Raw genomic sequence first — 25,243 nt, 5'->3', positions numbered from 1 at the left:
GAGTTTTGCATGTCGGCCTCCGCACACGAACCCACACCCGCTGACGCGCTGGAGCGCGCGGGCCTGCGCCGAACGCGGGCCGCAACTGCTGTGCTGGACATCCTGCTGGCGGATCCCTCCCGCTCCTGGACGCACCACGAGGTTGAATGCGCGCTCACAGCGCGAGGCGTAGAGGCCAACCGCGTCACCATCTACCGGTTGCTGGAACGGCTGGTGTCGGCGGAAGTGCTTGAGAAGCACGCGGACCATGCGGACCGCACTTGGCGCTTCGGTTTGCGCACGCTTGAGTCGGAGCTGGCTCAGGCCAGATTTGAATGCGATGCCTGCCATAGGCACTTTCAATTGCCTCAGGCGAGCGAGCCTACCAAGGCCGCCGCCGACCAGATACTTAACGCGCTCTCCAGCCTGGGGCACTTGGGACAGCGAGTGGATCTATCCATTCACGGCACGTGCGCCGGCTGCATCGACACAAGCGTGCAAAATTAGGGAGCAGTGTCCTGCTACCAGCCAAAGGCAGACTCGGGAATTGGCGCCACCGACATAAAGGCGGGTTTGGCAAACAAGTAGCCTTGCATGAGGTCTACTCCGGCATCGCGAAGGAAATCGCGCTCCTCAGGGGTCTCAACGCCCTCGGCGACAACCTCAATACTCATCTCTCTGCACAGATCGACCAGACTCCGCACGATGGCCTGACGGGCACGCTTGCGGTCTACGTGCCGGATCAGATCCATGTCGATCTTGATAATGTCCGGCTGAAAGTCCGACAGCAGCTTCAGCCCCGCGTACCCCGCGCCAAAATCATCAATGGCGGTCTTGAACCCGCATCGTTTGTACTCGCGCAGAATCTCTGCGAACCATGGGCCGTCTTCAATGCGCTCGCCTTCCGTCACCTCAAAAATGATCTTGTCGAGTGGGAATCCGTGAGTGCGTGCGGCCTCCAGTGTGGTGCGAATGCAAATTTCTGGTTTATAAATCGCGTTGGGCAAGAAATTGATGGAGACCGATTCCTTGAATCCCAGCCGAGCAGCACCTTTGATCGCTTTGACCCGACAAGCCTGATCAAAGCGGTATCGATTCTGATCATTGACTTGATTGAGAACTGTGCTGGCCGCTTCGCCTTGAGGCCCTCTGACCAAGGCTTCATGCGCAACGATGATTCGGCGTGAAACATCGACGATCGGCTGGTACGCATAATCAAACTGGAAATCAAGCTTGGCGCCGCGTGCACAGTCTTCGCAATCCTGCGGGGTTCCCGCCAGCGGGATGAAATCAATAGGGAATACAGAGGGCCTCGTTCGCATGACGGCAGTATAGAGTCATTGAACTCTTTAATGACCCCTGCCACCATCTCGGAAGATGTGCCTCAAAACTCAAAAGAGCAGCGGGGTGAGGCCTCATGCTAGAAAGCTAACCAGCTCAAAGCGGTTTTTTTGCAATATCGCTAAAGTGCATTCTCAGAACAAAAAAGCCGTCCTACGACCAAGAATAACCATGAGCCTGATTCAGTCACTTCCCTCCGGCCCACTCGACATCGTGGGCGACATCCATGGCGAATTCGATGCGTTGCTGCAACTGCTGGCCCATCTCGGCTATGACCAGCAGGGCCATCACCCTCACCACCGCACCTTGGTGTTCGTGGGCGACTTCTGCGACCGCGGGCCCAACAGCCCCGCGGTGCTGGCATTGGCGCAGGAACTGGTGCAATCCGGTCGGGCGGCCGCCGTACTGGGCAATCATGAAATCAACCTCTTGCGCGAAGATGCCAAAGACGGATCGGGCTGGTTCTTCGACGCTCGCATGGTGCGGGACCAAGACAAGTACGCACCATTTCATAGGCCCACATCTCAAGAGCGACGCGACATTGTGGCGTTCTTGTCTAACCTTCCCATAGCACTGGAACGACCTGATTTGCGCGTAATCCATGCCGCCTGGCAAGAGCCTCAGATCGAAGCCGCCAGACGACTTCCATTGGGCTCTGTTCGCGACGAGTACGACAAATGGGAAGAAATGGGAGAACAGCAGGCCCGGGAGTCGGCGCTTGAAGCACTGATGGTCAAGGAGTTGGAGCATTGGGAGCATGGCCTGGAAAACACCCTGCATCAGCCACCATTCATGCATGCGCATGCCGAGTTTGAGTTCAACAAGCAAATGATCAACCCGCTCAAGGTGCTCACATCGGGCGTGGAGCGAAAGGGCTCCACCCCTTTCTTTGCCGGCGGAAAATGGCGCTTCGTGGAACGCATGCCCTGGTGGGATGCTTACCAGGACGAGGTGCCTGTCGTCGTCGGCCACTACTGGAGGCGCGTGCGCAACATCGACCGAAGTGCGATCGGCAAGGGGGATCAGGATCTCTTTGAAAACACGCATCCGTTTGCCTGGCACGGTGCGAAAGGCAACGTTTTTTGCGTTGATTTTTCCGCAGGCGGCCGCTGGCAGGAGCGCAAGTCCGGCGCGGCAGTGGGGAACAATTTCAAGCTCGCTGCGCTGCGTTGGCCCGAGAAAATTTTGCAGTTTGATGACGGCCATACGCAGGCCACCGAGGGATTTGGTAGATAACGTGGGGCGCGAGGGCATCAGCGACGATGAGCGGGGCACAATCCCGCTATGAAAACCCTTTTGCTATTCGTAGCGACAGCACTTGCCGAGATTGTGGGGTGCTACTTGCCCTACCTTTGGCTCAAGCAAGGCAAGTCGGCATGGTTGCTGATACCTGGCTTGCTGAGTTTGGCGCTGTTTGCGTGGTTGCTGACATTGCACGAAGCCGCTGCGGGGCGTGTCTATGCAGCCTACGGCGGCGTCTACGTGTGTGTGGCACTCGGCTGGCTTTGGGCTGTCGACCAAATCCGTCCCACCTCTTGGGACCTGGCCGGCGTGGCCGTGGCATTGCTTGGCATGAGCATCATCATGTTTCAGCCTGCGCCGTGATGTGAGGTGTTGGCGGGCAGAAGTCATGTTGGGCTTTCTTCGTAAGCCCAAGCTATCAACCCAAGTGCCCGCGCACCCAGCAGAACGCTTAGCGAGTTTTCTTACGGCGCTTTCTTTGCGCGCGCCATCATCACTTCAGCATTCGCTTTCCGATCGGCACTGACTCGCTGCACCGTGGGTCGCTCGCTCAGCCGCTTAAGGTAGTCTTTCACGGGCAGGCCGGCCAGCATATCTTGGCCGTAGATGATCTTCGTCGCGCTGCTGACTAGAGGCAGGTGAACGACCGCGGCGCAGTCGGCCAAAGTGAACCGATCGCCCGCGATGAACGGCGAAAAACTGGCCAGCCTGGCAAAGGCCTCTACGTTCTTTTCCAGTTGGGGGCGCAGTTTTTCCTTCAGGTTCTCGCTTACCTTTCCGCCAAAGAAGGCCTCGGCGTAGAGGTTGCGCGCGACTAGTTCGAGGTGGATCTCAAGATAGCGCAGCACCTCGCGCACCTTAGCCGCTTCATACGGACTGGCAGGCAGAAGGGGCTTTTCCGGGTAACGAGCCTCTATGTATTCCAGGATGACGGTGGATTCGCTCAGAGGCCCTTCCTCTGTGATGGCGTAGGGAACCTTCCCGAGGGGACTAGCTGCCCGATCAGTTTCACCGAGCCAAGTCAGCACCTCCTCGAAGGGAACGTCCTTTTCAAGTAATGCCAGCTTGACTTTGTTGTAATAGTTACTGGCCGCGAAGCCGCAGAGTTTGAACATAGGTGGTTTCTCAGAAGTGATCAGGATACGGTTTTAGACGCTGCATGCACGAGCTTGCGCGCCATACTCCAGCGGTGGACCTCGCTGGGGCCGTCGTAGACCCTGAAGGCTCGCATATCGGTGAAGATCCGCATCACCGGAGTTTCAGCCGTCACGCCCTGGCCGCCCAGCATCTGAACGCAGCGGTCGACCACGCGCCATTCAGCTTCCGAGCACACCACCTTTGCGCGGCTTGATTCATAGTTGCCTTTTTCACCCTTGTCCAGCAGCCATGCGGTGTGCCAGATGTGTAGGCGAGCTGTCTGCAAGTCGATGTCGTTATCGGCCAACATGAACCCGACGCCCTCGTGTTCTGCCAAGGGTTTGCCGAATGCCTGACGCTTGCTCACATAGTTCAGCGCAATGTCATGTGCGCGCCGGGCCTGCCCCAGCCAGCGCATGCAATGCGTGAGCCGGGCGGGCGCGAGTCGCACCTGCGCATAACGGAAACCTTTGCCAATCTCGCCGAGAACATCCGTGGCGGGCACGCGGAGATTCTCGAACCGTACTACACCGTGGCCCCCGGTGAAGCAAGCGTCCATGGCATCCATGTTGCGATCCAGCACGATGCCGGGGCGATCCATGTCGGAGAGGAACATGGTTGCAAAACCATCTTCCATGCGCGCCATGATGATGACGTAGTCTGCACCATCGGCCCCGGTGATAAGCCACTTGGTGCCGTTGATCACGTAATGATCGCCATCACGAACAGCCGTGGTCGCAAGCATCGAAGGGTCCGCGCCGGCGCCGGGGGCTGGCTCGGTCATGGCGAAGCATGAGCGTGTTTCGCCAGCCACTTGCCGACGCAGCCAGCGCTCCTTCTGCTCATGCGTGGCCACCTCTTCCATGAGGTGAATGTTACCTTCATCAGGCGCATGGATGTTGAGCGCCGTGGGCCCAAGGCAGGAATAGCCAGCTTCTTCAAATACAACGGCCTTGGCCACATGGCTGAGCCCGAGTCCACCCATTTCCTTGGAAGCGTGGGGCGTCAGCAAGCCCGCTGCACGAGCCCGCGCCACAAGTTCGCGGCGAAGCTCTTCGCTGGGACCGTGAGAAGATTGGCGAGGATCCGTCTCCAGCGGAATGACTTGTTCCGCGATGAATTGCCGGGTTTGATCGCGCAAGGCGAGGATCTCCGGGGGCAGGGAAAAATCCATGAAAGTGCTCCGCTGTTGGACTGGCTGTTTGCGTTGAGTTCAGGCACGTTAGGCGCCTTGAATGCCTCCATCGTCGCATGGAGGTGTGTCAGCCCATGTCGCCTTGCTGACAAGACACGGTTCAAACCGGCGTACTTACCACTCCAAGCCATGAGCTTCCCTGGCCCCTTGGGGCTGCCCGGCGTTCCGGGGAGTAACAACGAGGGTTTGCTTGTAGGAGCGGCTTCAGCCGCGATGGGCTTACTGCGGAGCACAAGACGCCATTGATGACGGTGACCCTTCGCGGCTGAAGCCGCTCCTACAAATGCAGGGGCGATGGAGGCCGTTTTGGGCTTTCAAAGTTTTGTTTCTCATGAGTGCAGGATTGCACGAGCCACACAGGTAGATTCGCCGACAACAAAAAACCCGCTATGCCTTGCAAGGCATGCGGGTCTTTTGAGTTCTCTGAGATGCTCTGAGACTAATTTTTTGGTGCCGCTTGTCGGATTCGAACTGACGACCTACCGCTTACAAGGCGGGTGCTCTACCAACTGAGCTAAAGCGGCGAAGCGAGTATTCTAACTCGAACTTAGGGGCACTTCACGGCTACTTGATGCGCTTAAGTGCGGGCGGCTTGCGTTTTCCGGGCGATGGAGGAGTTGGGGGCTCTGGATCGGTGCTTTCTGCGGCCTCATGCTCGAGCGCAGGTACCAGCTGAATACCGCGCGCCGGAGCATCCGCGGGCGCGAGCGCCGGTGACCCAGCGTCCTGAGCCTCCGGCAGATCCGATTCGTCTTCTGGTGCAGCAGTCGCCGCGACCGGAAAAGCCATGCCCTGACCATTCTCCCGCGCATAGATCGCAATGACGCGATCCATGGGAACCAGGATGTCGCGCGGCACCCCGCCAAAACGCGCCTTGAACTCTATGAACTCATTGCCCAGCTTCAGGCCGCTCGTGGCGTCGAAGCTGATGTTGAGCACAATCTCTCCGTTTTGCACGAACTCACGAGGTACCTGCACCCGCTCGTCCACCAGTACGGCAACATACGGGGTCAAGCCATTGTCCGTGCACCACTCATACAACGCCCGCACCAGGTACGGACGCGTGGAGGTCGATTCAAGCGCGCTCATCATCGTGAGTTGATCTTTCTATTGACCGCTACAAATTACTTGCGCATGACCTTCTCGGACGGCGTCAGCGCTTCGATGTAAGCAGGACGCGAGAATATGCGCTCTGCATACTTGAGCAGCGGCGCTGCGTTCTTCGACAGGTCGATGCCGTAGTAATCAAGGCGCCAAAGCAACGGCGCGAGCGCGACGTCGAGCATGGAAAAATTGTCGCCCAGAATGTATTTGTTCTTTAGGAACACCGGAGCCATTTGCGTCAGACGGTCGCGAATGTTTGAACGCGCTTTCTCAAGCGCTTTCTCGTTACCCTTGACTGCGCGGTTTTCCAGCGTGCTCACGTGTACAAACAATTCCTTCTCGAAGTTGAGCAGGAACAGGCGCACGCGCGCGCGATCCACCGGATCGCCAGGCATCAGTTGCGGATGAGGAAATCGCTCATCAATGTATTCATTGATGATGTTCGACTCGTAAAGGATCAAGTCGCGCTCGACCAGGATCGGAACCTGGCCGTAGGGGTTCATCACGCCGATATCTTCGGGCTTGTTGTAGAGATCCACATCACGGATCTCGAAATCCATTCCCTTTTCGAACAGTACGAAACGGCAGCGATGCGAGAACGGGCAGGTGGTTCCTGAATACAGCACCATCATGGCAGGGGCTCCTTTAACCTAGAAACGGCAAACGCCAAAAGAGTGGGAAGGTCGCCAGAATCAGCGCACTCCCACTCCGTGTCGGCCCGGCCAAAATGGCCGGTTGAATATGAAATTTACTTGACGTCTTTCCAGTACGCAGCGTTCAAACGCCAGGCAATGAAAGTGAACATCAGCAGGAACAGCAGCACCCACACGCCAATGGCGACGCGCTTGTTCTGTCCTGGCTCGCCCATCCACTGCAGGAAGTTGACCAGGTCGCCGACAGCCTGATCATACTGAAGCGGGGTCATGGAACCCGGCTGAACTTGCTCCCAGCGACCGGTGAAGGCCTGAACCTCGTGACCGTGCTCCTGGCGGGCCTCGAAAATGGGTTTCCGCTCGCCCTGCAGTTGCCACAGCGGGTGCGGCATGCCGATGTTCGGAAAAGCCAGGTTGTTCCAGCCTGTGGGCTTGCTCGTGTCGCGGTAGTAGCTGCGGAACAGGGTGTAGATGTAGTCAGCCCCTGAGCCGCCGGCACCGGCGCGTGAGCGTGTGATGAGCGTGAGATCAGGCGGGTTGGCACCGAACCAGGCCTTGGCCTGGCGCGGATCAATGTTCGCCTTCATGGTATCACCCACCTTTTCGGTGGTGAACAGCAAATTATCCTTGATCTGCTGCTCGGTGAGACCAATGTCCACGAGCTTGTTGTAGCGCATGAAAGACGCCGAGTGACAGCTCAGGCAATAGTTGACGAACAGCTTGGCTCCGTTTTGCAGCGAGGCTTGATCGTTGGTTTTGATGGGGGCCTTGTCCCATGGAATGCCCACCACCGCAGCGTAAGCGCCGGCGGTGAGGTTAAGTGCCAACAGCAGGCCGAAGACCAGTTTCTTGCAGAGTTTCATATTGCAGTCTCCAGCGGCTTTCAGTGCGGGGTGAAGGTCACGCGGTCGGGCACCGGTTTCGGTTCGCCGAGCTGACTCCACCATGGCATGAGCAGGAAGAAGCCGAAGTAGAAGAGCGTGCCGATCATGGCCACCAGTTCGTTGGTCATCCAGGCGAGCGCAGGCGTGCTGAAGATGGGACCAGGAACCATGATGCCCAGGATCATGAGAACAATGAACCACACCACAAACACTGCGTAGAGCCACTTGTGCCAATCTGGGCGGTAGCGGATGGAGCGCGCAGGGCTGCGATCAAGCCAAGGCAGGGCAAACAGGATGATGACGGCGCCGCCCATGACGACCACGCCCCAAAACTTGGCGTCGAAGGTCTTGAGCAGGGCGATGGCCACCAGAGCAGCTACCGCCATGCCAATTTTCAGTACCGTAGCGCACTTGCACTTGAGGAAGCCAAGCACCGCACCCAGGGCAATGATGATGCACAGCACATTGACCATGAGGTCGGTGGTGGCGCGCAGCATGGAATAGAACGGCGTGAAATACCAGACCGGTGCGATGTGCGCGGGGGTGACCAGCGGATCTGCGGGAATGAAGTTGTTGTACTCGAGGAAGTAGCCACCCATCTCCGGCGCGAAGAACACGATACCGAAGAAGATCATCAGGAAGACGCTGACGCCGACAATGTCGTGCACCGTGTAGTACGGATGAAAGGGTACGCCATCTGTGGGAGCGTCTGGCGACCAGCGGTTGCCTTTGGGGCCGGCTTTGATCTCGATGCCGTCTGGGTTGTTGGAACCCACGTCGTGCAGCGCCAGCAAGTGGGCCACAACCAAGCCGATCAGAACCAGCGGCACAGCAATGACGTGGAAGCTGAAGAAGCGGTTCAGCGTAGCGTCGCCGACGACGAAGTCGCCGCGGATCAGCAGAGCCAGGTCAGGACCGATGAACGGCACGGCGGAGAACAGGTTCACGATCACCTGTGCGCCCCAGTAGGACATCTGGCCCCAGGGCAGAAGGTAGCCCATGAAGGCTTCAGCCATCAGGCACAGGAAGATGGCGCAACCGAAGATCCACACCAGCTCACGTGGCTTGCGATAGCTGCCATACATGAGACCGCGGAACATGTGCAGATATACGACGACAAAGAATGCCGACGCACCTGTGGAGTGCATGTAGCGGATCAACCAGCCCCATGGGACGTCGCGCATGATGTACTCGACCGACTCGAACGCTTTTGCGGCGTCGGGCTTGTAATGCATGACCAGGAAGATGCCGGTAACGATCTGGATAACCAGCACCAGCATTGCCAGGGAACCGAAGAAATACCAGAAGTTGAAATTCTTCGGTGCGTAATATTCCGACATGTGTTTGCGGTATTCCGCAAACAGGGTCGGAAAACGGTTGTTAAACCAGTTGCCCACTTTGGCGCCCAGGGGCGCGTTGGGAGAAATTTCCTTGAACTCAGCCATGTCCCGCCTCTACTTCAATCTTGTTCAAGCCTTGTCGTCGCCAATGAGCATTTTGGCGTCAGACAGGAACTTGTAGGGAGGCACCTCGAGGTTGTCCGGCGCCGGTTTATTCTTGAATACACGGCCAGCCAGGTCGAAGGTGGAGCCGTGGCAGGGGCAGAAGAAGCCGCCTTCCCAGTTGTCGGGCAGCGAAGGCTGCGGGCCAGGTTGCAGCCGGTCGACAGGCGAACAGCCCAGATGGGTACAGATGCCCACCACGACAAGGAATTCTTCCTTGATGGAGCGCCATTCGTTTCTGGCGTATTCCGGCGTGGGGAATGCTGTGCGCAATGAGTTGGGATCTGCCACCTCAGAATCGGACTTCTTTAGCGTGGCAAGCATCTCCGGCGTGCGACGCAGAATCCAGACGGGCTTGCCGCGCCATTCGACGGTCATTTTCTCGCCGGGTTTGAGGGCTGCGATGTCCACCTCGACCGGGGCACCAGCTGCCTTGGCTTTTTCCGAAGGTGTAATGCTGGCGACAAAGGGTACGGCGGCGAAACCTGCACCTACGGCGCCAGCACACCCCGAGGCGATCAACCAAGTGCGCTTGCTGGCGTCTAGTGGAGCGGGGGTGAAGGTATTGGCCGGAGCGTCACTCATGGCTGTCCTATGGGTATGTTCTTGTGAGGGTCAACGCGAGATTGTAGCGGAGCGAAACAGCCCTCTATCGCCGCACGCCAAGTGCATGCCCAAGAAAGCAGCTTTTGGCGGCCTTCAAAGAGTGTCGCGTTCAGCGTCTTCGCTGGGGTTGACAAGTATCGGCGCACGGCAATACTTGACTCCTTGAGAAACTTTTCACGGGAGGACAATTATGGGAATGATGTCGGAATTCAAAGAGTTCGCGGTCAAGGGCAACGCCGTTGATCTGGCAGTGGGCGTCATCATCGGGGCCGCTTTCAGCAAGATTGTGGATTCGATAGTGGGCGATCTGATCATGCCGGTCGTCGGGAGATTGATCGGCGGACTCGATTTTTCCAACTACTACCTTCCTCTGGCTGGTCAGGCTTCAGGCCTGGCTCTGGAAGAAGCCAAGAAGGCCGGCGCTGTGTTCGCCTATGGCAATTTCATAACGATTCTGGTGAATTTCGCCATCTTGGCATTCATCATCTTCATGATGGTCAAGCAGATCAACCGCCTGAAGAAGAGTGACGCCACGCCCGCTGTGGAAGCCCCTCCCGCACCGCCCCCTGAAGAGGTTCAACTGCTGCGCGAAATTCGCGACAGCCTGAAGCGCTGAACCACCTTTGACGGTCCTGGCCGCTGTCGAGCACTACTGCGGTGCCAGGTTGCGAGCCATGCGGAGGGCCGCAAGAAGGCTGGAGGCATCGGCCTGACCGGTGCCGGCAATGTCGAAAGCGGTGCCATGGTCAGGGCTGGTGCGAACGAAGGGTAGACCCAAGGTCACGTTGACACCCTGCTCTACCCCAAGGTATTTCACCGGTATCAAACCTTGGTCGTGGTACATGGCCACCACCACATCGAACTCGCCCGCTCGCCCAGGTGTGGAGCGGGCGCGCATGAACACGGTGTCGGGCGCGAACGGACCGTGGGCGTCAATGCCTTCGGCGCGGGCTGCGGCCACGGCAGGCGCAATGATTTCGATCTCTTCACGGCCGAACAATCCGCCCTCTCCTGCGTGAGGATTAAGCCCCGCGACGCCGATTCGGGGTGAACGCTGTAGCGCGCGGCCGACAGATTCGTGCGTTATGCGCAGGGTCTGCAAAATATTACGAATAGTTACCCTCTCAATGGCTTCACGCAGTGAAACGTGAATGCTCACCAGCACAGTGCGCAACTCATCGTTCGCCAGCATCATGCGCACGGGTACTTCGTCGGGCGGCTTGCACAGATGAGTAGCGGCCTCGGCTTGAAGGAGCTCGGTATGGCCAGGGAAATTGCTATAGGGCTCACCTGCGGCAGAAAGCGCCTCCTTGTGCAAAGGCGCTGTGACCACTGCGGCAACTTCCCCCTGAGGGCGGCGCGCGCAGCCCAGAAAACGCAATCGCCCGCCATTTTTCCACCTGCCTCACTCACCTGGCCGATGGGCGCCAGGGGGACAGAATTGACGACCTGAAGTACAGGAATGCAGTGAGGGGGAACCTGCCCCACCTCCGCCATTGATTCGATGACCACCACGGGCATAGGAACCCCGCCCGGCCCCTGAATGATCTCAGCGGCACGACGTAGCGCGGGAACATCACCTGCAACGAAGCAGCCGGCTGTGAGCTCGGGAGCATCGCGGAAGGCCTTGACGATGATCTCAGGGCCTATGCCGGAGGGGTCGCCCAGGGTAATGGCCAGGGGCCTGCGTGAGTTGGAATTGGAGTTGAAGTGAGCCAACCGGTGCCTCGGAATGTTATGCGGGGTTGTCGATCTCTATGAACTCGTGCTCGATACCCAGTTGCGCCGCCACATGTTCGGCTAGTGCGGGAGCACCATATCGTTCAGTGGCGTGATGACCACAGGCAAAGTAGGCAACACCACATTCTCGCGCCAGGTGTGCCTGCGGTTCGGAAATTTCGCCGGTGATGTATGCCTGTGCGCCTGCGGCGATGGCAGCCTCGAAAAACCCCTGTGCGCCGCCCGTGCACCATGCTACGCGCTCAATAGGGGTGCGCTTGGGACTGATATGGACCACAGGCCGTTTCAGTGCGTGCTCGAGTTGCCAGGCCAGCACGTCGGCATCGGCGAAACTTTCGCCACTGATCCGTTGGCCGAGGAAGCCGAGATCCTGGTCGCCAAAACGCGCAGTAGCTTCCAGGCCGAGCACCCGGCCAAGCTGTGCGTTGTTGCCCAGCGTTGGATGCGCGTCGAGCGGAAGATGGTAGGCAAGAAGGTTGATGTCATGCGCCATGAGCAGGCGGACGCGTTCTTTCAGCCAGCCAGTCAGGGTGCCGTCCTGCCCCCGCCAGAAAAGGCCATGGTGCACAAAAATGGCGTCGGCTTGCGCGGAGATGGCGGCCTCTATCAGCGCACGGCTGGCCGTTACACCCGAAACCAGCTTACCGATGCGCGAGCGGCCCTCCACCTGCAGGCCGTTTGGTCCGTAATCCTTGAAGCGCTCTGGTTGCAGTTCTGCATTGCAGGCCGCCAGCAGCGCGGCACGATCGATAGTGTTCATGTTCAGTTTTTCTTGGCGCGAGAGCTGCACAGATAAGGTAGACCAAGCCAGGAGGCCGCCCTTGGGCCCTCGTTCACGAATTGTCGGCGATAACGGCGCAGAGCCCTGCATTCTGAATGTGGCACAGAAGTGCGCTGCAGAAGTTGTCCACAGCCTACAATTTGGGATACGCATCGCTACCCTGACGAAAGCTTTTTTCATGAAACGCCTCTGGTTCCTGTTCGCCCAAGTGGTCACCGTGCTGCTGGCCGCTTATTTTGTCGTGGGTACACTTAAGCCCCAGTGGCTTGGGCAGGCCACCAGCAGTCTGGGCACCGTTTCCATTTTTGAGGCACCTGTTCCGGAGCTTGGGACCACGGCGGTGGGTAGCTTCAGCGCGGCCGTAAAACGTGCTGCGCCTGCGGTGGTCAGCATTAACACCAGCAAGACATCTCGGCACCCTGCTGCCAATGACCCGTGGTTCCGATTCTTCTTTGGCGATCAGGGCGAGCAGCAGCAAACCGGACTGGGTTCCGGCGTCATCATGAGCCCCCAGGGGTATGTGCTGACCAACAATCATGTGGTTGAGGGCGCCGATGAAATCGAGGTGGTGCTGACCGACGCCCGCCGTGCGCCTGCCGCAGTCATCGGCACCGACCCTGAATCAGATCTGGCGGTGCTGAAGATCGACCTGGACAAACTTCCTGTGATCGTGCTGGGTAGCTCAGACCACGTCCAGGTGGGTGACAGGGTACTGGCTATTGGCAACCCCTTTGGGGTGGGCCAGACCGTGACCAGCGGCATCGTCAGCGCGCTAGGGCGAAACCAACTGGGCATCAATACCTTCGAGAATTTCATCCAGACCGACGCAGCCATCAACCCTGGCAACTCCGGCGGCGCGCTGGTTGACATAGACGGCAACCTCATGGGCATCAATACGGCCATCTATTCACGCTCCGGCGGCAGTATGGGCATCGGTTTTGCCATTCCCGTTTCCACCGCCAAACAGGTAATGGAGAGCATCGTCAAGAACGGGCAGGTGGTGCGAGGCTGGATAGGCGTCGAGCCAGGCGAACTGACGCCTGAGTTGGCTCAGACCTTTGGCGCAAACGTGCAGCAAGGCGTTATTGTGACTGGGGTGCTGAATGGTGGCCCGGCCTCGCAAGCAGGCATCAGGCCGGGCGATGTGATTACCCAGGTGAACGAAAAGCCGGTGCGGACCGTTTCCGAGTTGCTTTCACGCATTGCTGCCCTGCCGCCCGGTGAGCCTTCGGCATTCACGCTGCAGCGGCGCGGCGAGGAGGTTCAGGCCAGCGTTACCCCTGTTCAACGCCCAAGGCCACGTCAGCAGCCAGTGCGTTGACATGAACGAAGAGCCAGGGCTCTAAGGCTCATGGGAAACAAAACTTTGAAAGTCCCAAACAGCGTCCAACATTCCTGCTTTTGTAGGAGAGGCTTCAGCCGCGAAGGGTCGCCGTCATCAATGGCGACTTGTGCTCCGAAGGAAACCCATCGCGGCTGAAGCCGCTCCTACAAGCAAACCCTCTTTGTTTCTTTCCGGAACGCCGGGCGCCGAAAGGACCCTGGGAAGCTCTAAGGCTCTAAGGCTTGGCGACTTCGGTCTTGTCGCCTTCTTCGTCTTCTGGGGCCTTGGTATGCTTGATGAATAGCTGCGCGGCCCAGATGCCAACCTCATACAGCAGGCACATGGGAATGGCCAAAGCCAGTTGGGAAACCACATCGGGCGGCGTGACGATGGCAGCAATCACGAAGGCCAGCACGATAAAGTAACCCCGAAACTGCCTTAGCTGCGCGATGGTGACCACACCCAGGCGAGCCAGCACGACCACGGCAATCGGTACCTCGAATGCAAGACCGAAGGCCAGGAACATGGTCATGACAAAGCTCAGATAGGCCTCGATATCTGGTGCGGCCGTGATGCTCTTGGGCGCAAACTGCTGAATGAACGCAAACACCTTGCCGAACACGAAGAAGTAACAGAACGCCACGCCAGTAAAGAACAGCAGCGTACTGGAAACGACCAGTGGCAGTACCATTTTCTTCTCGTGCGAATAAAGCCCCGGGGCGACAAACGCCCAGACCTGATAAAGCACCACGGGAAGTGCAATCAGGAAGGCCGCCATCAGAAGGATTTTCAGGGGCACCATGAACGGCGATATGACCGACGTGGCGATCATGGTGGCGCCTTCAGGCAAATGCGCAATAAGCGGTGAGGCCAGCAGATCGTAGAGCTGCCCAGGACCCGGGTAGAGTGCCAGCACGCCAGCCACTACCCCGATGGCCAGCAACGCCTTGACGAGTCGGTCGCGCAGCTCCATGAGGTGCGAGACGAAAGGTTGCTCTGTGCCGGCGAGTTCGTCTTCAGGATCGGGCTTGGGGGTGGACATCGTATTGGGAATCTATGAGAGTTGATGGCTTCGCCACTGGCGAGGGCGCCATCGTCCCTCATGTGTCATTTTTCTTGGGCCTGTAACGCGCCACGCGCGCTGCCCCTGATTGCACTTGCCTGCGCACGCCTTGGCGAACTTTGTACCACTGAGGCGTAGAACCGCGCTTGAGGCGCCAGTTCTTGTCTGGATGCTTGTACTCGGGCGGTGGTGGCTCCCAGGCACTGGTGCTTGCAGTGGAGTTTTCACCATCAGTCAGGCCGGAGGTCACGCTGGACCACTCTTTTTCAACTTCGGACTGGGTGGTATGGATGCTTTTTTCGACCTCGCGGCCAGCCTCCTCCACCGTTTCCTTCATCTTCTTGAGCTCGTCCAGGTCCATGGCGCGATTGACCTCGGATTTGACGTCAGCGACATAGCGCTGCGCCTTGCCCAGCAAGGTGCCAACAGTCCGCGCCACGCGGGGCAGCTTCTCTGGGCCGATGACGATCAACGCCACCACGCCAATGAGCGCCATCTTGGAAATGCCAAGGTCGAGCATAGGGAAATTTGAACGTTCAGCGTTCAGTACTGAGCAACGAGCGAATTCAACTCAAGCTGCTCCATACCGGAAACCAAGGAACGATCAGCTCTTTTCCTTGGCTTGCACGTCGATGGTGGTCTTTTCAGCTGCTGCGTTGGTCACTTGACCAGCTGCGGCCTTTGCCTGATCAGCCTCAGACGCCCCGTCCTTCATACCGTCTTTGAAGCCTTTGACGGCCCCCCCAGGTCAGTACCCATGTTCTTCAGCTTCTTGGTGCCAAAAATCATGACCACAATCAGCAGAACGATCAGCCAATGCCAGATGGAAAACGAACCCATAGCAATTCTCCTTGCGAATTAATAGATTTTAGACGGGCGCAGTGTCTTAGGGGTTCCCCAAGGGTAATTTGCGCCACATATTGCCTTCGTTGAGTACCACCCGCCCTGTGATCTGGCCCTGAGTTGAACACCGTAGACGGAGCTGGCCGGCCACTGGTGTTGACTCTTTACACAGAAAAAAGTGGCGAAGGCGCCGAAGACGACTCGGGGGGCGCTTCATTCCTCTACCCGCGCAACCACGGCCGGGGACCGCCCATCACATGAACGTGAAGGTGATGGACTTCCTGCCCGCCATCAGTTCCAGTGTTGACCACGACGCGGAAGCCGCCTTCGGGGTACGGACGGCAGCCCTGCTCCAGGGCCAGCTTCGGGGCCAGACTCATGATACGGCCGAGCAAGGCTTCATGCTCCGGCCCGGCTTGCGCCAGGGAGGGAATATGCGCCTTGGGCACGATCATGAAATGAATCGGCGCCCAGGGAGAGATGTCGTGAAAAGCGTATAGCTCTTCGTCCTCGTAGACTTTCCTGGAGGGGATCTGGCCGGCGATGATCTTGCAGAAAATGCAGTTCGGGTCGTGGTGGGTCATGCGGTAGATTAAGAGTGCTCTGCGCTCGATCGTACCCCGACATCGCGGAAGTGTGCATCAAGCCAGTGCTGGCCGGTGGTTCGCCCCAATTCGAAGAGGCGTCGGAGAAACGCGGCATCAGCACGTGACTTGGACGTGGCACCGAATTCAGCGAGCGCGGCGCCGCCATCCACGCAATGCAGATGCACGTCTTTGTAGCGCCCTGGATCGATCCGACCTTCTGCGAGGAGACGCCGCACGAACTCGATAGCGCGGATTTCAGCCAGCAGCGGAGCATTGAAGGTGATCTCGTTGACACGCTCCATGATCTCCTGCGCACTGGCCCCGGGCGTGTACGCAGATTCGATGGGATTGATCTGCACCAGTATCACGTCGCTGGATTTGGTTTCATAGATCAACGGGTAAATCGCGGGATTACCGGAATAACCACCGTCCCAGTAATATTCACCTTCGATCTGGACGGCCTGAAACAGCGTTGGCAGGCAAGCTGACGCCATGACCACATCCGCCGACAGTCGTGCTCCGCTGAATATTTCACCTCGGCCGGTGCGCACGTTGGTGGCCGCCACGAAGACCTTGATCTCACTTTGGCTGGCAAGCAGATCGAAATCGATCTCACGCTCAAGCAGCTTGCGCAGCGGGTTCAGACCGAGTGGATTGACCTGGGAGGGGAAAACCATTGCATGAACATGCTGGCCATAGCCTGTGCCGCGGGCAACGGCATTCCAGCCATGAAGGTACCCATCAGCCCCACACCGTCCCAGAAGCGGGAAAGTGCCTTGCGGGCAGCTTCGCGCGACTCCTGCCCCGCATGACCTGCCTGCCGCGCCTTGGCAAGCGCATGAGCGAGTACTACGGCATTCATGGCGCCGGCGCTGGTGCCGCTGACCCCCTCGAATTCGAGGCGACCATCTTCCAGGAGCGCATCGAGCACACCCCAGGTAAAGGCACCATGAGAGCCGCCTCCCTGCAGCGCCAGATTGACTGCCTTGGAAGGAACGGCTGTTACTGGTTGGGCCTCCGGCGTGGGTACGGAACCTTCCGCGCGGCGATCAGGCATTCACACCCTGGTTCGAGTTCATGCGCACCATGCCCTTGATGATGCGGTAGAGGAACCATACCGAAATGATCAACCAGGCAAGTGCACCGGGTAGGTAAAACAGCAGGAACAGGGGCGAAGTGACCAAGTACAGCACACCGGCCCACAAGACCGAGTTGATGCGCCATTTGAAGTGGCTTTCGTGCCAGGTACCTGTGGCATCTTCTTTCTTGACCAAGTCCATGATCAGCGCGATGAGCAGCAGCGCAATACTGACCTGCGCACCAGGAACGATAGCGGCGATAGCCACGATCAGGTGCAGGATGTAGCTCACTGCGCCCCAAGTCTTGAGCGACTGGTTGCGCGCCGCGTTGGTGTCTTCAACGTCGATGATGTCGTTACTCATGGCTGCGGTCCTTTCTCGCTGGCATCGCGCGCGACGGCTTTACGCAAAGCGCTTCTCCTCAATGCCACTGACACCCTCTCGGCGGGCGAGCTCGGCCACCACGTCGGCGGGCGATAAGCCGTAGTGTGACAGCGCGATCATGGAGTGGAACCACAGATCGGCCACTTCATAGACCACCTTGGATCGATCGCCGCCATGATCCGCGTCTTTGGCAGCCATAACGACCTCGGTGGCCTCCTCGCCGATTTTTTTCAGGAAAGCATCAGGCCCTTTGGCCAGCAAGCGGGCCACATAACTGGCCGAGGCGTCACCGCCCGCTGAAGGCTTGCGGCTGTCGATTATGGCCGCCAAGCGCGCCAAAACGCCCTCAGCGGCTTGGGTGGTTTGTTCAGAGGCGTCGTGGGACATCGTTACTCTATCTGTAGATGGAAGCCGGATCTTTCAAGACCGGCTCGACGCTGACCCACGCCCCGTTCTGGTATTTCTGGAAGAAGCAGCTGTGGCGCCCAGTGTGGCAGGCAATTCCCGGCTCGTGACCGAGCTGCGTCACCTTGAGCAGCACCACGTCGTTGTCGCAATCCAGGCGCATTTCGTGCACAGTTTGCACATGGCCCGACTCCTCGCCCTTGGCCCATAGCTTGCCGCGCGAACGACTGTAGTAGACGGCTCGACCGGTTTCGGCGGTCTTGGCCAGGGCCTCGCGGTTCATCCAGGCGAACATCAAGACGTCCCCCGTAGATTGCTCCTGCGCGATCACCGGCACGAGGCCCTGTGCATCCCAGCGAATCTCATCGATCCAGTTCATGACGTGCACCGGCCTCCTTGCAGGTTTAAAGACGATCAGAGAACGCCTTGCGCCAGCATGGCGTCAGCGATTTTGACGAAGCCAGCCACGTTGGCGCCTTCGACGTAGTTGACACTACCGTCGCTGCGCTCGCCGTAGCGGACGCAGTTGCCGTGAATATCCTTCATGATCTCGTGCAGACGCAGATCCACTTCGCTGTGCGACCAGGACAGGCGCATGGCGTTCTGGCTCATCTCAAGGCCCGACGTGGCCACGCCACCTGCATTGCTCGCCTTGCCTGGAGCATACAGCGTGCCGGCTTCCAGGAAATGGTCAACTGCTTCCAGGGTGCTGGGCATGTTGGCTCCCTCAGCCACGCAGACTACGCCATTGGCGATCAGGTGCTTGGCATCGGCGCCGTTGAGTTCGTTTTGCGTGGCGCAAGGCAGCGCAATATCGACCGGCACGTGCCATGGGCGCTTGCCCGATTCGAACTTGATCTTGTGCTGCTTGCAGAAGTCCTTCAAGCGGCCGCGCTGCACGTTCTTCCACTCCATCAGGTCCTCGAGCATGCCCACCGTGAGGCCAGCGTCGTAGACCATGGTGCCGTCAGAATCTGAGAGCGTGATGACCTTGGCGCCGAGTTCCATGGCCTTGTCGGCGGCGTACTGAGCCACGTTGCCCGAGCCCGAAATGCTCACGCTGCGGCCTTCAAAGCCCATCTGCTTGCGGCGCAGCATTTCCTGTGCAAAGTAGACCGTGCCGTAGCCTGTGGCCTCGGGTCGCATCAGGCTTCCACCAAAGGCGATTCCCTTGCCGGTGAAAACGCTGCTGGAATTGTTGGCGAGTTTCTTCATCATGCCGGCCATGAAGCCGACTTCCCGCGCGCCCACGCCAATATCGCCAGCCGGGACGTCTGTGTCGGCGCCGAGATGGCGATACAGCTCGGTCATGAGCGCCTGGCAAAAGCGCATGACTTCGCCGTCGCTCTTACCCTTGGGATCGAAATCAGAGCCACCTTTACCACCGCCCATGGGGAGTGTGGTCAGTGCGTTCTTGAAGGTCTGCTCGAAGCCCAGGAATTTCAGAATCGACAAATTGACCGAGGGGTGAAAACGCATGCCGCCCTTATAGGGGCCAATGGCCATGCTGTGCTGCACACGAAATGCGCGGTTGACCTGCGTCTGGCCCTGGTCATCCACCCAGCTGACACGAAACTGGATCACGCGGTCAGGTTCAACCAGACGCTCCAGCACGCCGTATTCGCGATAACGCGGATGCTTCTCCAGGAAAGGCCAGAGGCTGACCACCACTTCTTTCACGGCTTGCAGAAACTCGGGCTGATGCGGATCACGCCTGGTCACTGAATCCAGAAATTCCTGCATGCTGGCTGTCGTCAAAATGTTTCTCCTAGGTTTGCGCTTGCGATATGTCTATAGAACTTCGGCGGGCATTTCCGCCATGAGCGTGCCGGCCTGAATGGTCGTACAAGCGCCCTTTCAGGGACGCACGGTGATGCCTCGCTCGGCCATGCGTGCTTTGGCCTGGGCCACCGTATATTCGCCATAGTGGAAGATGCTGGCCGCCAGCACCGCGTCGGCTCCGCCAATCTGAATACCGTCTGCCAGGTCGTCAAGTGTACCCACGCCGCCCGAGGCAATGACGGGAACCGGAACTGCATCCGCCACGGCGCGGGTCAACTCCAGATCGAAACCAGCTTTGGTGCCGTCACGGTCCATGCTGGTGAGCAGGATTTCGCCGGCGCCGTATTCGGCCATTTGGCGTGCCCACGCCACGGCATCGAGGCCGGTGTTCTGGCGGCCGCCGTGGCTGTATACGTCCCAGCCCGGTCCGCGCGCAAGTGCGTCGTCGCCCTGACGCCGCTTGGCGTCTATGGCGACCACAATGCACTGGGCGCCGTACTTGGCGGATGCGTCTCGGATGACCTGGGGGTTGGCGATGGCGGCCGAGTTGAAGCTGGTCTTGTCTGCGCCCGCATTCAACAGCCGCCGCACGTCCTCCACGGTACGCACACCGCCACCTACGGTGAGCGGAATGAACACCTGCGAGGCCACCGCCTCGATGATGTGCAGAATGAGATCGCGCCCGTCACTGGTGGCGGTAATGTCCAGAAATGTCAGTTCGTCGGCGCCCTGCTCGTTGTAGCGGGCTGCAATTTCGACGGGGTCGCCGGCGTCACGTAACTCAACGAAGTTGACGCCCTTCACCACGCGGCCGCCAGTGACGTCCAAACAAGGAATGATGCGTTTGGCGAGCATGCGATTCAGATCAGATGAGGTGTTGAAAACGGACCGCGTGACTGCTTCAGTCGGTCAACTCGTCGGCACGCGATTGAGCGGCAGCAAAATCGAGATCGCCGCTATAGATGGCCCGACCGCAGATGACGCCTTCGACCCCCTCGCTCTCGACCGCGCACAAGGCCTCGATGTCGGCCATGTTGGAGAGACCGCCCGAGGCGATGACCGGAATGCTCAGCGCCTGCGCGAGCGCCACCGTGGCGTCGATATTGATACCGCTCAGCATCCCGTCGCGGCCGATGTCGGTGTAGATGATGCTTTCCACACCCCAATCCTGGAATTTCTTGGCCAGATCAGTGACTTCATGGCCAGTGAGCTTGCTCCAGCCGTCGGTCGCGACCTTTCCGTCCTTGGCATCGAGGCCGACGATGATGTGGCCGCCAAAGGCGCTGCAGGCGTCTTTGAGGAAGCCTGGGTTTTTCACGGCCGCCGTACCGATGATGACGTAGGAAAGGCCCGCATCAATGTAGCGCTCGATGGTATCGAGGTCGCGGATGCCGCCACCGAGCTGCACAGGGATGTCGTCTCCCACTTCGCGCAAGATCGACTTGATCACACTCAGATTCTGAGGCTTGCCGGCGAAGGCGCCATTCAGATCGACCAGATGCAGCCGCCGAGCTCCGCGCTCTAGCCAGTGTGCCGCCATAGCGGCAGGGTCTTCGCTGAACACGGTGGCTTGGTCCATGTCGCCCTGCTTGAGGCGTACACATTGGCCGTCCTTGAGGTCGATGGCGGGAATCAGAAGCATGTGATAGGGGTTAAACGTTGAACATCTGAAATGGTCTTCAGGAGATAGTGCCCGGGTTCACGCCGCACGGCGAGCGTTACGGAGTGTCATCTCAGGGATTCCAATGCAGAAAATTACGATAGAGAGCCAAGCCTTGCGCGGCGCTTTTTTCTGGGTGAAACTGGGTAGCGAAAATATTATCCCGTGCAACGGCAGCGGTAAAGCGGCCGCCATAATCAGATTCGCCCACACTGTGGCGCGCATCGGTCGGGCAAGCATAGAAGCTGTGGACAAAATAGAACCAGCTACCGTCAGGCACGCCAGCCCACACGGGGTGAGGCTGCACTTGCATGACATTGTTCCAGCCCATTTGGGGCACTTTGTAACGGCTACCATCCGGAGCTGTGCAGCCAGCCAGATTGAACTTGACCACTTCTCCGGGAATGAGGCCGAGCCCAGGCGTACCCTCAGAGGTATGACCCTCTTCACTGTGATCGAGCAGCATCTGCATGCCCACGCAAACACCGAAGAGCGGTTTGGTGGCCGCAGCCTCCAGCACCGGCTCGAGCAGGCCCGATTGGCGCAGTTCGCGCATGCAATCGGCCATGGCCCCCTGGCCAGGCAGCACGACGCGGTGAGCGTTGCGGACTGTTTGCGGGTCGGAGGTAATGACGGCGTTCACGTGTGTATCGGTCGTGGCATGGATAACCGCCTGCGCCACTGAGCGCAGGTTTCCCATACCGTAATCGATGACGGCGACAGTCTGATTTACTACAGAATTCATAGCTACTTGCGCTTCAACAAAAGCGCGGGGGGCTGATTTTATTCGTTTTTTATCAAATGATGAGGATTGCATTGCTTTGGTGCATTTCGAACCCTCACCACCGTCTTAACTAGCACAGCTCCCCTGGAGGTTGAATGAACCTCAACCTCAGCGGGAGCTACAGCGTTCCTTTGGTGGAAGGAATCTGCCCTTCGGCTCGCGGATCCGGGGTGAGTGCCATGCGCAGCGCTCTGCCGAAAGCCTTGAAAATGGTTTCGGCTTGGTGGTGCGCATTGACGCCCTTGAGGTTGTCAATATGCAGCGTGACGAACGCATGATTGACAAACCCCTGGAAGAACTCATGCAGCAACTGGGTGTCGAAGGTGCCGATCATGCCGCTGGTGAATCGGACGTCGGTGATCAGGCCCGGACGGCCTGAAAAATCGATCACTACGCGTGAAAGAGCCTCATCCAGGGGCACATAGCTATGTCCGTAGCGGGTGATGCCCCGCTTGTCGCCCACGGCCAGCTTGACGGCCTGACCAATGGCGATGCCGACGTCTTCCACAGTATGGTGACCGTCGATGTGCAGATCTCCTTCGCATTGCACATCGAGGTCGACCAAGCCGTGACGGGCAATCTGATCGAGCATGTGGTCGAAAAAGCCGATGCCGGTGGACAGGCTGGACTGGCCCGTGCCGTCCAGATTGAGGCGGACTTTGATCTTGGTCTCGGCAGTGTCGCGCGAGATTTCAGCGGTACGAGGAGTAGTCATAGGGAGGCTTGCAGCGCAGCCAGCATCTGTTCGTTCTCGCTCTCGGAGCCGACGGTCAAACGCAGGCAGTTGGCCAGCAATGAATGCATTGTAGAAACGTTCTTCACCAGCACGTGGCGCGCCTTCATGCCCGCGAAGGCTTTGGCAGCGTCAGGTACGCGCACCAGCAGCATGTTGGCTTCACTGGGATAGGCGTGAACCCCAGGCATGGCGTTAAGCATGAGGCGGATTTTTTCCCGCTGCGCCCGGATGTCGGCGGCTTGAGCGGCGAACACGCCCTCATGCTCAAGCGCAAACAGGGCGCACTCGGCATTCAACACGCTGACGTTGTAAGGCGGGCGCAGCTTGTCGATCTGTTCGACGAGACGTGCGGGCCCAATGAGGTAACCAATTCGCACCCCGGCGAGGCCAAATTTGCTGAGCGTGCGCATCACAAGCACGTGCGAATGCCGCTCTGGCTCGGCGCGCACCGATTCAATCCAGCTGCGGGCAGCGAAGGGCTGATAGGCCTCATCCATGACAACGAGGCCACCTTGCGCGCCCTGTGCATCAATCAGGCGCTCAATCACGGCCTGGTTCCACAGCGTTCCAGTGGGGTTGTTGGGATAGGCCAGATACAAAATAGCGGGGCGATGCTGCTCCAGGGCCGAGAGCATGGCCGTTTCGTCCAGTTCAAAGTCGGCCTTGAGCGACACACCCTGGAAAGCAAGACCTTGAAACTGCGCGCTCATGCCGTACATCACGAACCCTGGCAGCGGCGCCACTATGGTGGCCGGCTGTTTCGCACCCGGCATGTCGCAGGCCATGGACAGCAGGCTGATGAGCTCGTCTGATCCGTTGCCCAGCATCAGCGACCAGCCCTGGGGCAAATCGGCATACTGCGCGAGCGCGCGCTTCAGTTCGTCGATCCGATCGCCAGGGTAGCGGTTGATTGCCACCTCGCCCAGGCGCCTGCCCAGTTCGGCGCGCAGCTCAGCCGAGAGTCGGTGCGAGTTCTCCATGGCATCCATCTTCAGCATGCCTGCCGAATCCTGGACCGCGTAGGCGTGCATGCCTTGGACATCCTGACGGATGCGGGAAAGTGGGTCTGGACGAGAAATTTCAGTATTCATGATCTGTTCGGAAGTCAGCCCTGTGGCTTCAGTCGCATCTCGGCTGCGCGAGCGTGTGCTTGCAGGCCCTCGCCGAATGCCAGCACGCGAGCGATTCGGCCGATGTTCTGCGCGCCCTGTTCGCTCACTTCAATCAGGCTGCTGCGCTTCTGGAAGTCATACACGGAAAGTGGCGAGGAAAACCGCGCCGTTCCACTCGTGGGAAGCACGTGATTGGGGCCGGCACAGTAGTCGCCCAGTGACTCGCTGGTGTAGGCACCCAGAAAAATAGCCCCTGCATGCTTGAGCAGCGGCTCCCAACGGTGCGGATCCTGGCTGCTCACCTCGAGGTGCTCCGGCGCAATGCGGTTGCTGATGTCGCAAGCCTCTTCCATGCTGCGGGTGTGGATCAAGGCGCCGCGGCCAGACAGGCTCTTGGCGATGATCTCGGCACGCGGCATTTCGGGCAGCAGACGGTCGATCTCGCGCTGCACGGCGGCGATGTAGGCGGCGTCGGGGCACAGCAGAATGCTCTGTGCAAGTTCGTCATGCTCGGCCTGGGAAAAAGATCCATGGCCACCCAGTCAGGCGGCGTGCTGCCGTCAGCCAGTACCAGAATTTCGCTAGGACCGGCGATCATGTCGATGCCGACCGTGCCGAACACGTGCTTCTTGGCGCTGGCCACGTAAGCGTTGCCAGGGCCGGTGATTTTGTCGACCTTCGGCACCGTGGCCGTGCCATAGGCGAGCGCTGCCACAGCCTGCGCACCACCAATGGTAAACGCACGGGTGACACCCGCCACATGGGCGGCCGCCAGCACCAGGGGGTTTTTCTCCCCCTCGGCGTAGGCACCACCATCACAATCTCCCCTACCCCCGCCACGTGTGCGGGAAGGGCGTTCATCAGGAGGCTGCTCGGGTAGGCCGCCTTGCCGCCAGGTACGTAGATGCCCACGCGGTCCAGTGGCGTGATCTTCTGGCCCAGCAGGGTGCCGTCTTCGTCTCGGTAGGTAGCCGTTTCACCGCCCTGGGTTTTCTGCCATTCGTGGTAACGGCGAATGCGTGCGGCAGCGGACTCCAGGGCTTCGCGCTGTTCAGCAGGAATTCCTTCGAACGCAGCCTTCAACTCTTCCGCCGTCAATTCCAGTGCGGACATGTCACTGACCGAAAGTCCATCAAAGCGGGCTGTGTATTCGAGCACAGCTGCATCGCCGCGCGTACGCACATCGGCCAGAATGTCCTTCACGCGCTCCTCGATGGCGGCATCCTGTTCGGCGCTCCAATGCAGGCGGGCAGTGAATTTTTGTTCAAAATCCGGGCTGGCGGTGGACAGCATGGCAGGTGCGGCGGTCAGTGTCATGTC

The 25,243-nt window shown here is 59.1% G+C and carries 25 protein-coding genes, 1 tRNA gene and 5 pseudogenes; 5 read left to right on the top strand and 26 right to left on the bottom strand.

Annotation, left to right across the window (positions count from 1 at the left end):
• The first annotated feature begins 9 nt into the window (after positions 1 to 9).
• The gene (locus AAAK34_RS05960) at positions 10 to 486 is read left to right on the top strand and encodes a Fur family transcriptional regulator (RefSeq protein WP_231693611.1); all 477 of its coding nucleotides are present in this window, start codon (positions 10 to 12) and stop codon (positions 484 to 486) included.
• Positions 487 to 500: 14 nt separating this feature from the next.
• Here AAAK34_RS05960 and AAAK34_RS05955 read toward each other — a convergent pair whose 3' ends face one another.
• Entirely contained in the window at positions 501 to 1,301 is an 801-nt protein-coding gene (locus tag AAAK34_RS05955) for an EAL domain-containing protein (RefSeq protein ID WP_231693612.1), read from the bottom strand.
• Between the two features lie 190 nt (positions 1,302 to 1,491).
• Here AAAK34_RS05955 and AAAK34_RS05950 point away from each other — a divergent pair, with 190 nt between their 5' ends.
• Positions 1,492 to 2,556 (top strand): metallophosphoesterase, encoded by a 1,065-nt coding sequence (locus tag AAAK34_RS05950; protein ID WP_231693809.1) that lies wholly within the window; start codon positions 1,492 to 1,494, stop codon positions 2,554 to 2,556.
• 48 nt (positions 2,557 to 2,604) lie between these two features.
• The gene (locus tag AAAK34_RS05945; protein WP_231693613.1) at positions 2,605 to 2,925 is read left to right on the top strand and encodes a YnfA family protein; all 321 of its coding nucleotides are present in this window, start codon (positions 2,605 to 2,607) and stop codon (positions 2,923 to 2,925) included.
• A 101-nt stretch (positions 2,926 to 3,026) separates the two neighbouring features.
• Here AAAK34_RS05945 and AAAK34_RS05940 read toward each other — a convergent pair whose 3' ends face one another.
• The 8 genes from AAAK34_RS05940 to petA all read right to left on the bottom strand — a co-directional run bounded on the left by AAAK34_RS05940 (position 3,027) and on the right by petA (position 9,622).
• Positions 3,027 to 3,677, bottom strand: coding sequence for a glutathione S-transferase (locus tag AAAK34_RS05940; protein ID WP_231693614.1), 651 nt, complete (start codon positions 3,675 to 3,677; stop codon positions 3,027 to 3,029).
• A 20-nt stretch (positions 3,678 to 3,697) separates the two neighbouring features.
• Positions 3,698 to 4,873, bottom strand: coding sequence for an acyl-CoA dehydrogenase family protein (locus tag AAAK34_RS05935; protein ID WP_231693615.1), 1,176 nt, complete (start codon positions 4,871 to 4,873; stop codon positions 3,698 to 3,700).
• Positions 4,874 to 5,342: 469 nt separating this feature from the next.
• A tRNA-Thr gene (locus AAAK34_RS05930) sits at positions 5,343 to 5,418 on the bottom strand.
• Between the two features lie 40 nt (positions 5,419 to 5,458).
• Complete coding sequence (locus AAAK34_RS05925; RefSeq protein WP_231693810.1) at positions 5,459 to 5,983, bottom strand: ClpXP protease specificity-enhancing factor; 525 nt, start codon at positions 5,981 to 5,983, stop codon at positions 5,459 to 5,461.
• Positions 5,984 to 6,018: 35 nt separating this feature from the next.
• Entirely contained in the window at positions 6,019 to 6,630 is a 612-nt protein-coding gene (locus tag AAAK34_RS05920) for a glutathione S-transferase N-terminal domain-containing protein (protein ID WP_231693616.1), read from the bottom strand.
• A 116-nt stretch (positions 6,631 to 6,746) separates the two neighbouring features.
• Positions 6,747 to 7,514, bottom strand: coding sequence for a cytochrome c1 (locus tag AAAK34_RS05915; RefSeq protein ID WP_231693617.1), 768 nt, complete (start codon positions 7,512 to 7,514; stop codon positions 6,747 to 6,749).
• Between the two features lie 20 nt (positions 7,515 to 7,534).
• The gene (locus AAAK34_RS05910; protein ID WP_231693618.1) at positions 7,535 to 8,980 is read right to left on the bottom strand and encodes a cytochrome b; all 1,446 of its coding nucleotides are present in this window, start codon (positions 8,978 to 8,980) and stop codon (positions 7,535 to 7,537) included.
• 24 nt (positions 8,981 to 9,004) lie between these two features.
• The gene (gene petA, locus AAAK34_RS05905; RefSeq protein WP_231693619.1) at positions 9,005 to 9,622 is read right to left on the bottom strand and encodes a ubiquinol-cytochrome c reductase iron-sulfur subunit; all 618 of its coding nucleotides are present in this window, start codon (positions 9,620 to 9,622) and stop codon (positions 9,005 to 9,007) included.
• A 211-nt stretch (positions 9,623 to 9,833) separates the two neighbouring features.
• Here petA and mscL point away from each other — a divergent pair, with 211 nt between their 5' ends.
• Positions 9,834 to 10,259 carry a large conductance mechanosensitive channel protein MscL gene (gene mscL / locus AAAK34_RS05900; RefSeq protein WP_431777834.1) on the top strand — a complete coding sequence of 142 codons (426 nt, stop codon included), beginning with the start codon at positions 9,834 to 9,836 and terminating at the stop codon, positions 10,257 to 10,259.
• 33 nt (positions 10,260 to 10,292) lie between these two features.
• Here mscL and pdxA read toward each other — a convergent pair.
• Positions 10,293 to 11,362, bottom strand: a pseudogene (gene pdxA / locus AAAK34_RS05895) (4-hydroxythreonine-4-phosphate dehydrogenase PdxA).
• 16 nt (positions 11,363 to 11,378) lie between these two features.
• Positions 11,379 to 12,143: a Nif3-like dinuclear metal center hexameric protein gene (locus tag AAAK34_RS05890; RefSeq protein WP_231693622.1), complete on the bottom strand. Its 765-nt coding sequence runs from the start codon at positions 12,141 to 12,143 to the stop codon at positions 11,379 to 11,381.
• Between the two features lie 199 nt (positions 12,144 to 12,342).
• Here AAAK34_RS05890 and AAAK34_RS05885 point away from each other — a divergent pair, with 199 nt between their 5' ends.
• Positions 12,343 to 13,485 carry a trypsin-like peptidase domain-containing protein gene (locus AAAK34_RS05885; RefSeq protein ID WP_231693623.1) on the top strand — a complete coding sequence of 381 codons (1,143 nt, stop codon included), beginning with the start codon at positions 12,343 to 12,345 and terminating at the stop codon, positions 13,483 to 13,485.
• A 238-nt stretch (positions 13,486 to 13,723) separates the two neighbouring features.
• Here AAAK34_RS05885 and tatC read toward each other — a convergent pair whose 3' ends face one another.
• The 15 genes and pseudogenes from tatC to hisD all read right to left on the bottom strand — a co-directional run bounded on the left by tatC (position 13,724) and on the right by hisD (position 25,240).
• Complete coding sequence (gene tatC / locus AAAK34_RS05880) at positions 13,724 to 14,530, bottom strand: twin-arginine translocase subunit TatC (protein WP_231693624.1); 807 nt, start codon at positions 14,528 to 14,530, stop codon at positions 13,724 to 13,726.
• A gap of 58 nt (positions 14,531 to 14,588) precedes the next feature.
• On the bottom strand, positions 14,589 to 15,071 hold the full coding sequence (gene tatB / locus AAAK34_RS05875; RefSeq protein ID WP_431777833.1) for a Sec-independent protein translocase protein TatB: 483 nt from the start codon (positions 15,069 to 15,071) through the stop codon (positions 14,589 to 14,591).
• An 84-nt stretch (positions 15,072 to 15,155) separates the two neighbouring features.
• Positions 15,156 to 15,391: pseudogene (gene tatA, locus AAAK34_RS05870) on the bottom strand (Sec-independent protein translocase subunit TatA).
• A gap of 224 nt (positions 15,392 to 15,615) precedes the next feature.
• On the bottom strand, positions 15,616 to 15,978 hold the full coding sequence (locus AAAK34_RS05865) for a histidine triad nucleotide-binding protein (protein ID WP_231693627.1): 363 nt from the start codon (positions 15,976 to 15,978) through the stop codon (positions 15,616 to 15,618).
• A gap of 8 nt (positions 15,979 to 15,986) precedes the next feature.
• A pseudogene (locus tag AAAK34_RS05860) lies at positions 15,987 to 17,038 on the bottom strand (patatin-like phospholipase family protein).
• The gene (locus AAAK34_RS05855) at positions 17,031 to 17,423 is read right to left on the bottom strand and encodes a DUF4870 family protein (protein ID WP_231693629.1); all 393 of its coding nucleotides are present in this window, start codon (positions 17,421 to 17,423) and stop codon (positions 17,031 to 17,033) included. Before AAAK34_RS05855 ends, AAAK34_RS05860 begins: the two are co-directional and overlap by 8 nt.
• A pseudogene (locus AAAK34_RS05850) lies at positions 17,420 to 17,831 on the bottom strand (phosphoribosyl-ATP diphosphatase). Before AAAK34_RS05850 ends, AAAK34_RS05855 begins: the two are co-directional and overlap by 4 nt.
• Before the next feature lie 7 nt (positions 17,832 to 17,838).
• The gene (hisI, locus tag AAAK34_RS05845; RefSeq protein WP_231693631.1) at positions 17,839 to 18,228 is read right to left on the bottom strand and encodes a phosphoribosyl-AMP cyclohydrolase; all 390 of its coding nucleotides are present in this window, start codon (positions 18,226 to 18,228) and stop codon (positions 17,839 to 17,841) included.
• A 35-nt stretch (positions 18,229 to 18,263) separates the two neighbouring features.
• The gene (gene gdhA, locus AAAK34_RS05840; protein WP_431778002.1) at positions 18,264 to 19,592 is read right to left on the bottom strand and encodes an NADP-specific glutamate dehydrogenase; all 1,329 of its coding nucleotides are present in this window, start codon (positions 19,590 to 19,592) and stop codon (positions 18,264 to 18,266) included.
• Positions 19,593 to 19,706: 114 nt separating this feature from the next.
• A complete protein-coding gene (hisF, locus tag AAAK34_RS05835) occupies positions 19,707 to 20,486 on the bottom strand; it encodes an imidazole glycerol phosphate synthase subunit HisF (protein WP_231693633.1) in 780 nt (259 codons plus the stop codon).
• 46 nt (positions 20,487 to 20,532) lie between these two features.
• Positions 20,533 to 21,273 (bottom strand): 1-(5-phosphoribosyl)-5-[(5-phosphoribosylamino)methylideneamino]imidazole-4-carboxamide isomerase, encoded by a 741-nt coding sequence (gene hisA / locus AAAK34_RS05830; RefSeq protein WP_231693634.1) that lies wholly within the window; start codon positions 21,271 to 21,273, stop codon positions 20,533 to 20,535.
• 91 nt (positions 21,274 to 21,364) lie between these two features.
• Positions 21,365 to 22,036, bottom strand: coding sequence for an imidazole glycerol phosphate synthase subunit HisH (hisH, locus tag AAAK34_RS05825; RefSeq protein ID WP_231693811.1), 672 nt, complete (start codon positions 22,034 to 22,036; stop codon positions 21,365 to 21,367).
• A 157-nt stretch (positions 22,037 to 22,193) separates the two neighbouring features.
• Entirely contained in the window at positions 22,194 to 22,790 is a 597-nt protein-coding gene (hisB, locus tag AAAK34_RS05820; protein WP_231693635.1) for an imidazoleglycerol-phosphate dehydratase HisB, read from the bottom strand.
• Entirely contained in the window at positions 22,787 to 23,902 is a 1,116-nt protein-coding gene (gene hisC / locus AAAK34_RS05815) for a histidinol-phosphate transaminase (RefSeq protein WP_231693636.1), read from the bottom strand. Before hisC ends, hisB begins: the two co-directional genes overlap by 4 nt.
• 14 nt (positions 23,903 to 23,916) lie before the next feature.
• Positions 23,917 to 25,240: pseudogene (hisD, locus tag AAAK34_RS05810) on the bottom strand (histidinol dehydrogenase).
• Between the last annotated feature and the right edge of the window lie 3 nt (positions 25,241 to 25,243).

The sequence above is a fragment of the Ottowia caeni genome, assembly GCF_050821495.1.
Lineage (GTDB): Bacteria > Pseudomonadota > Gammaproteobacteria > Burkholderiales > Burkholderiaceae_C > Ottowia > Ottowia caeni.
The sequence above is the reverse complement of the archived record's forward strand: the minus strand, read 5'-3'. Positions and strand labels throughout refer to the sequence as shown.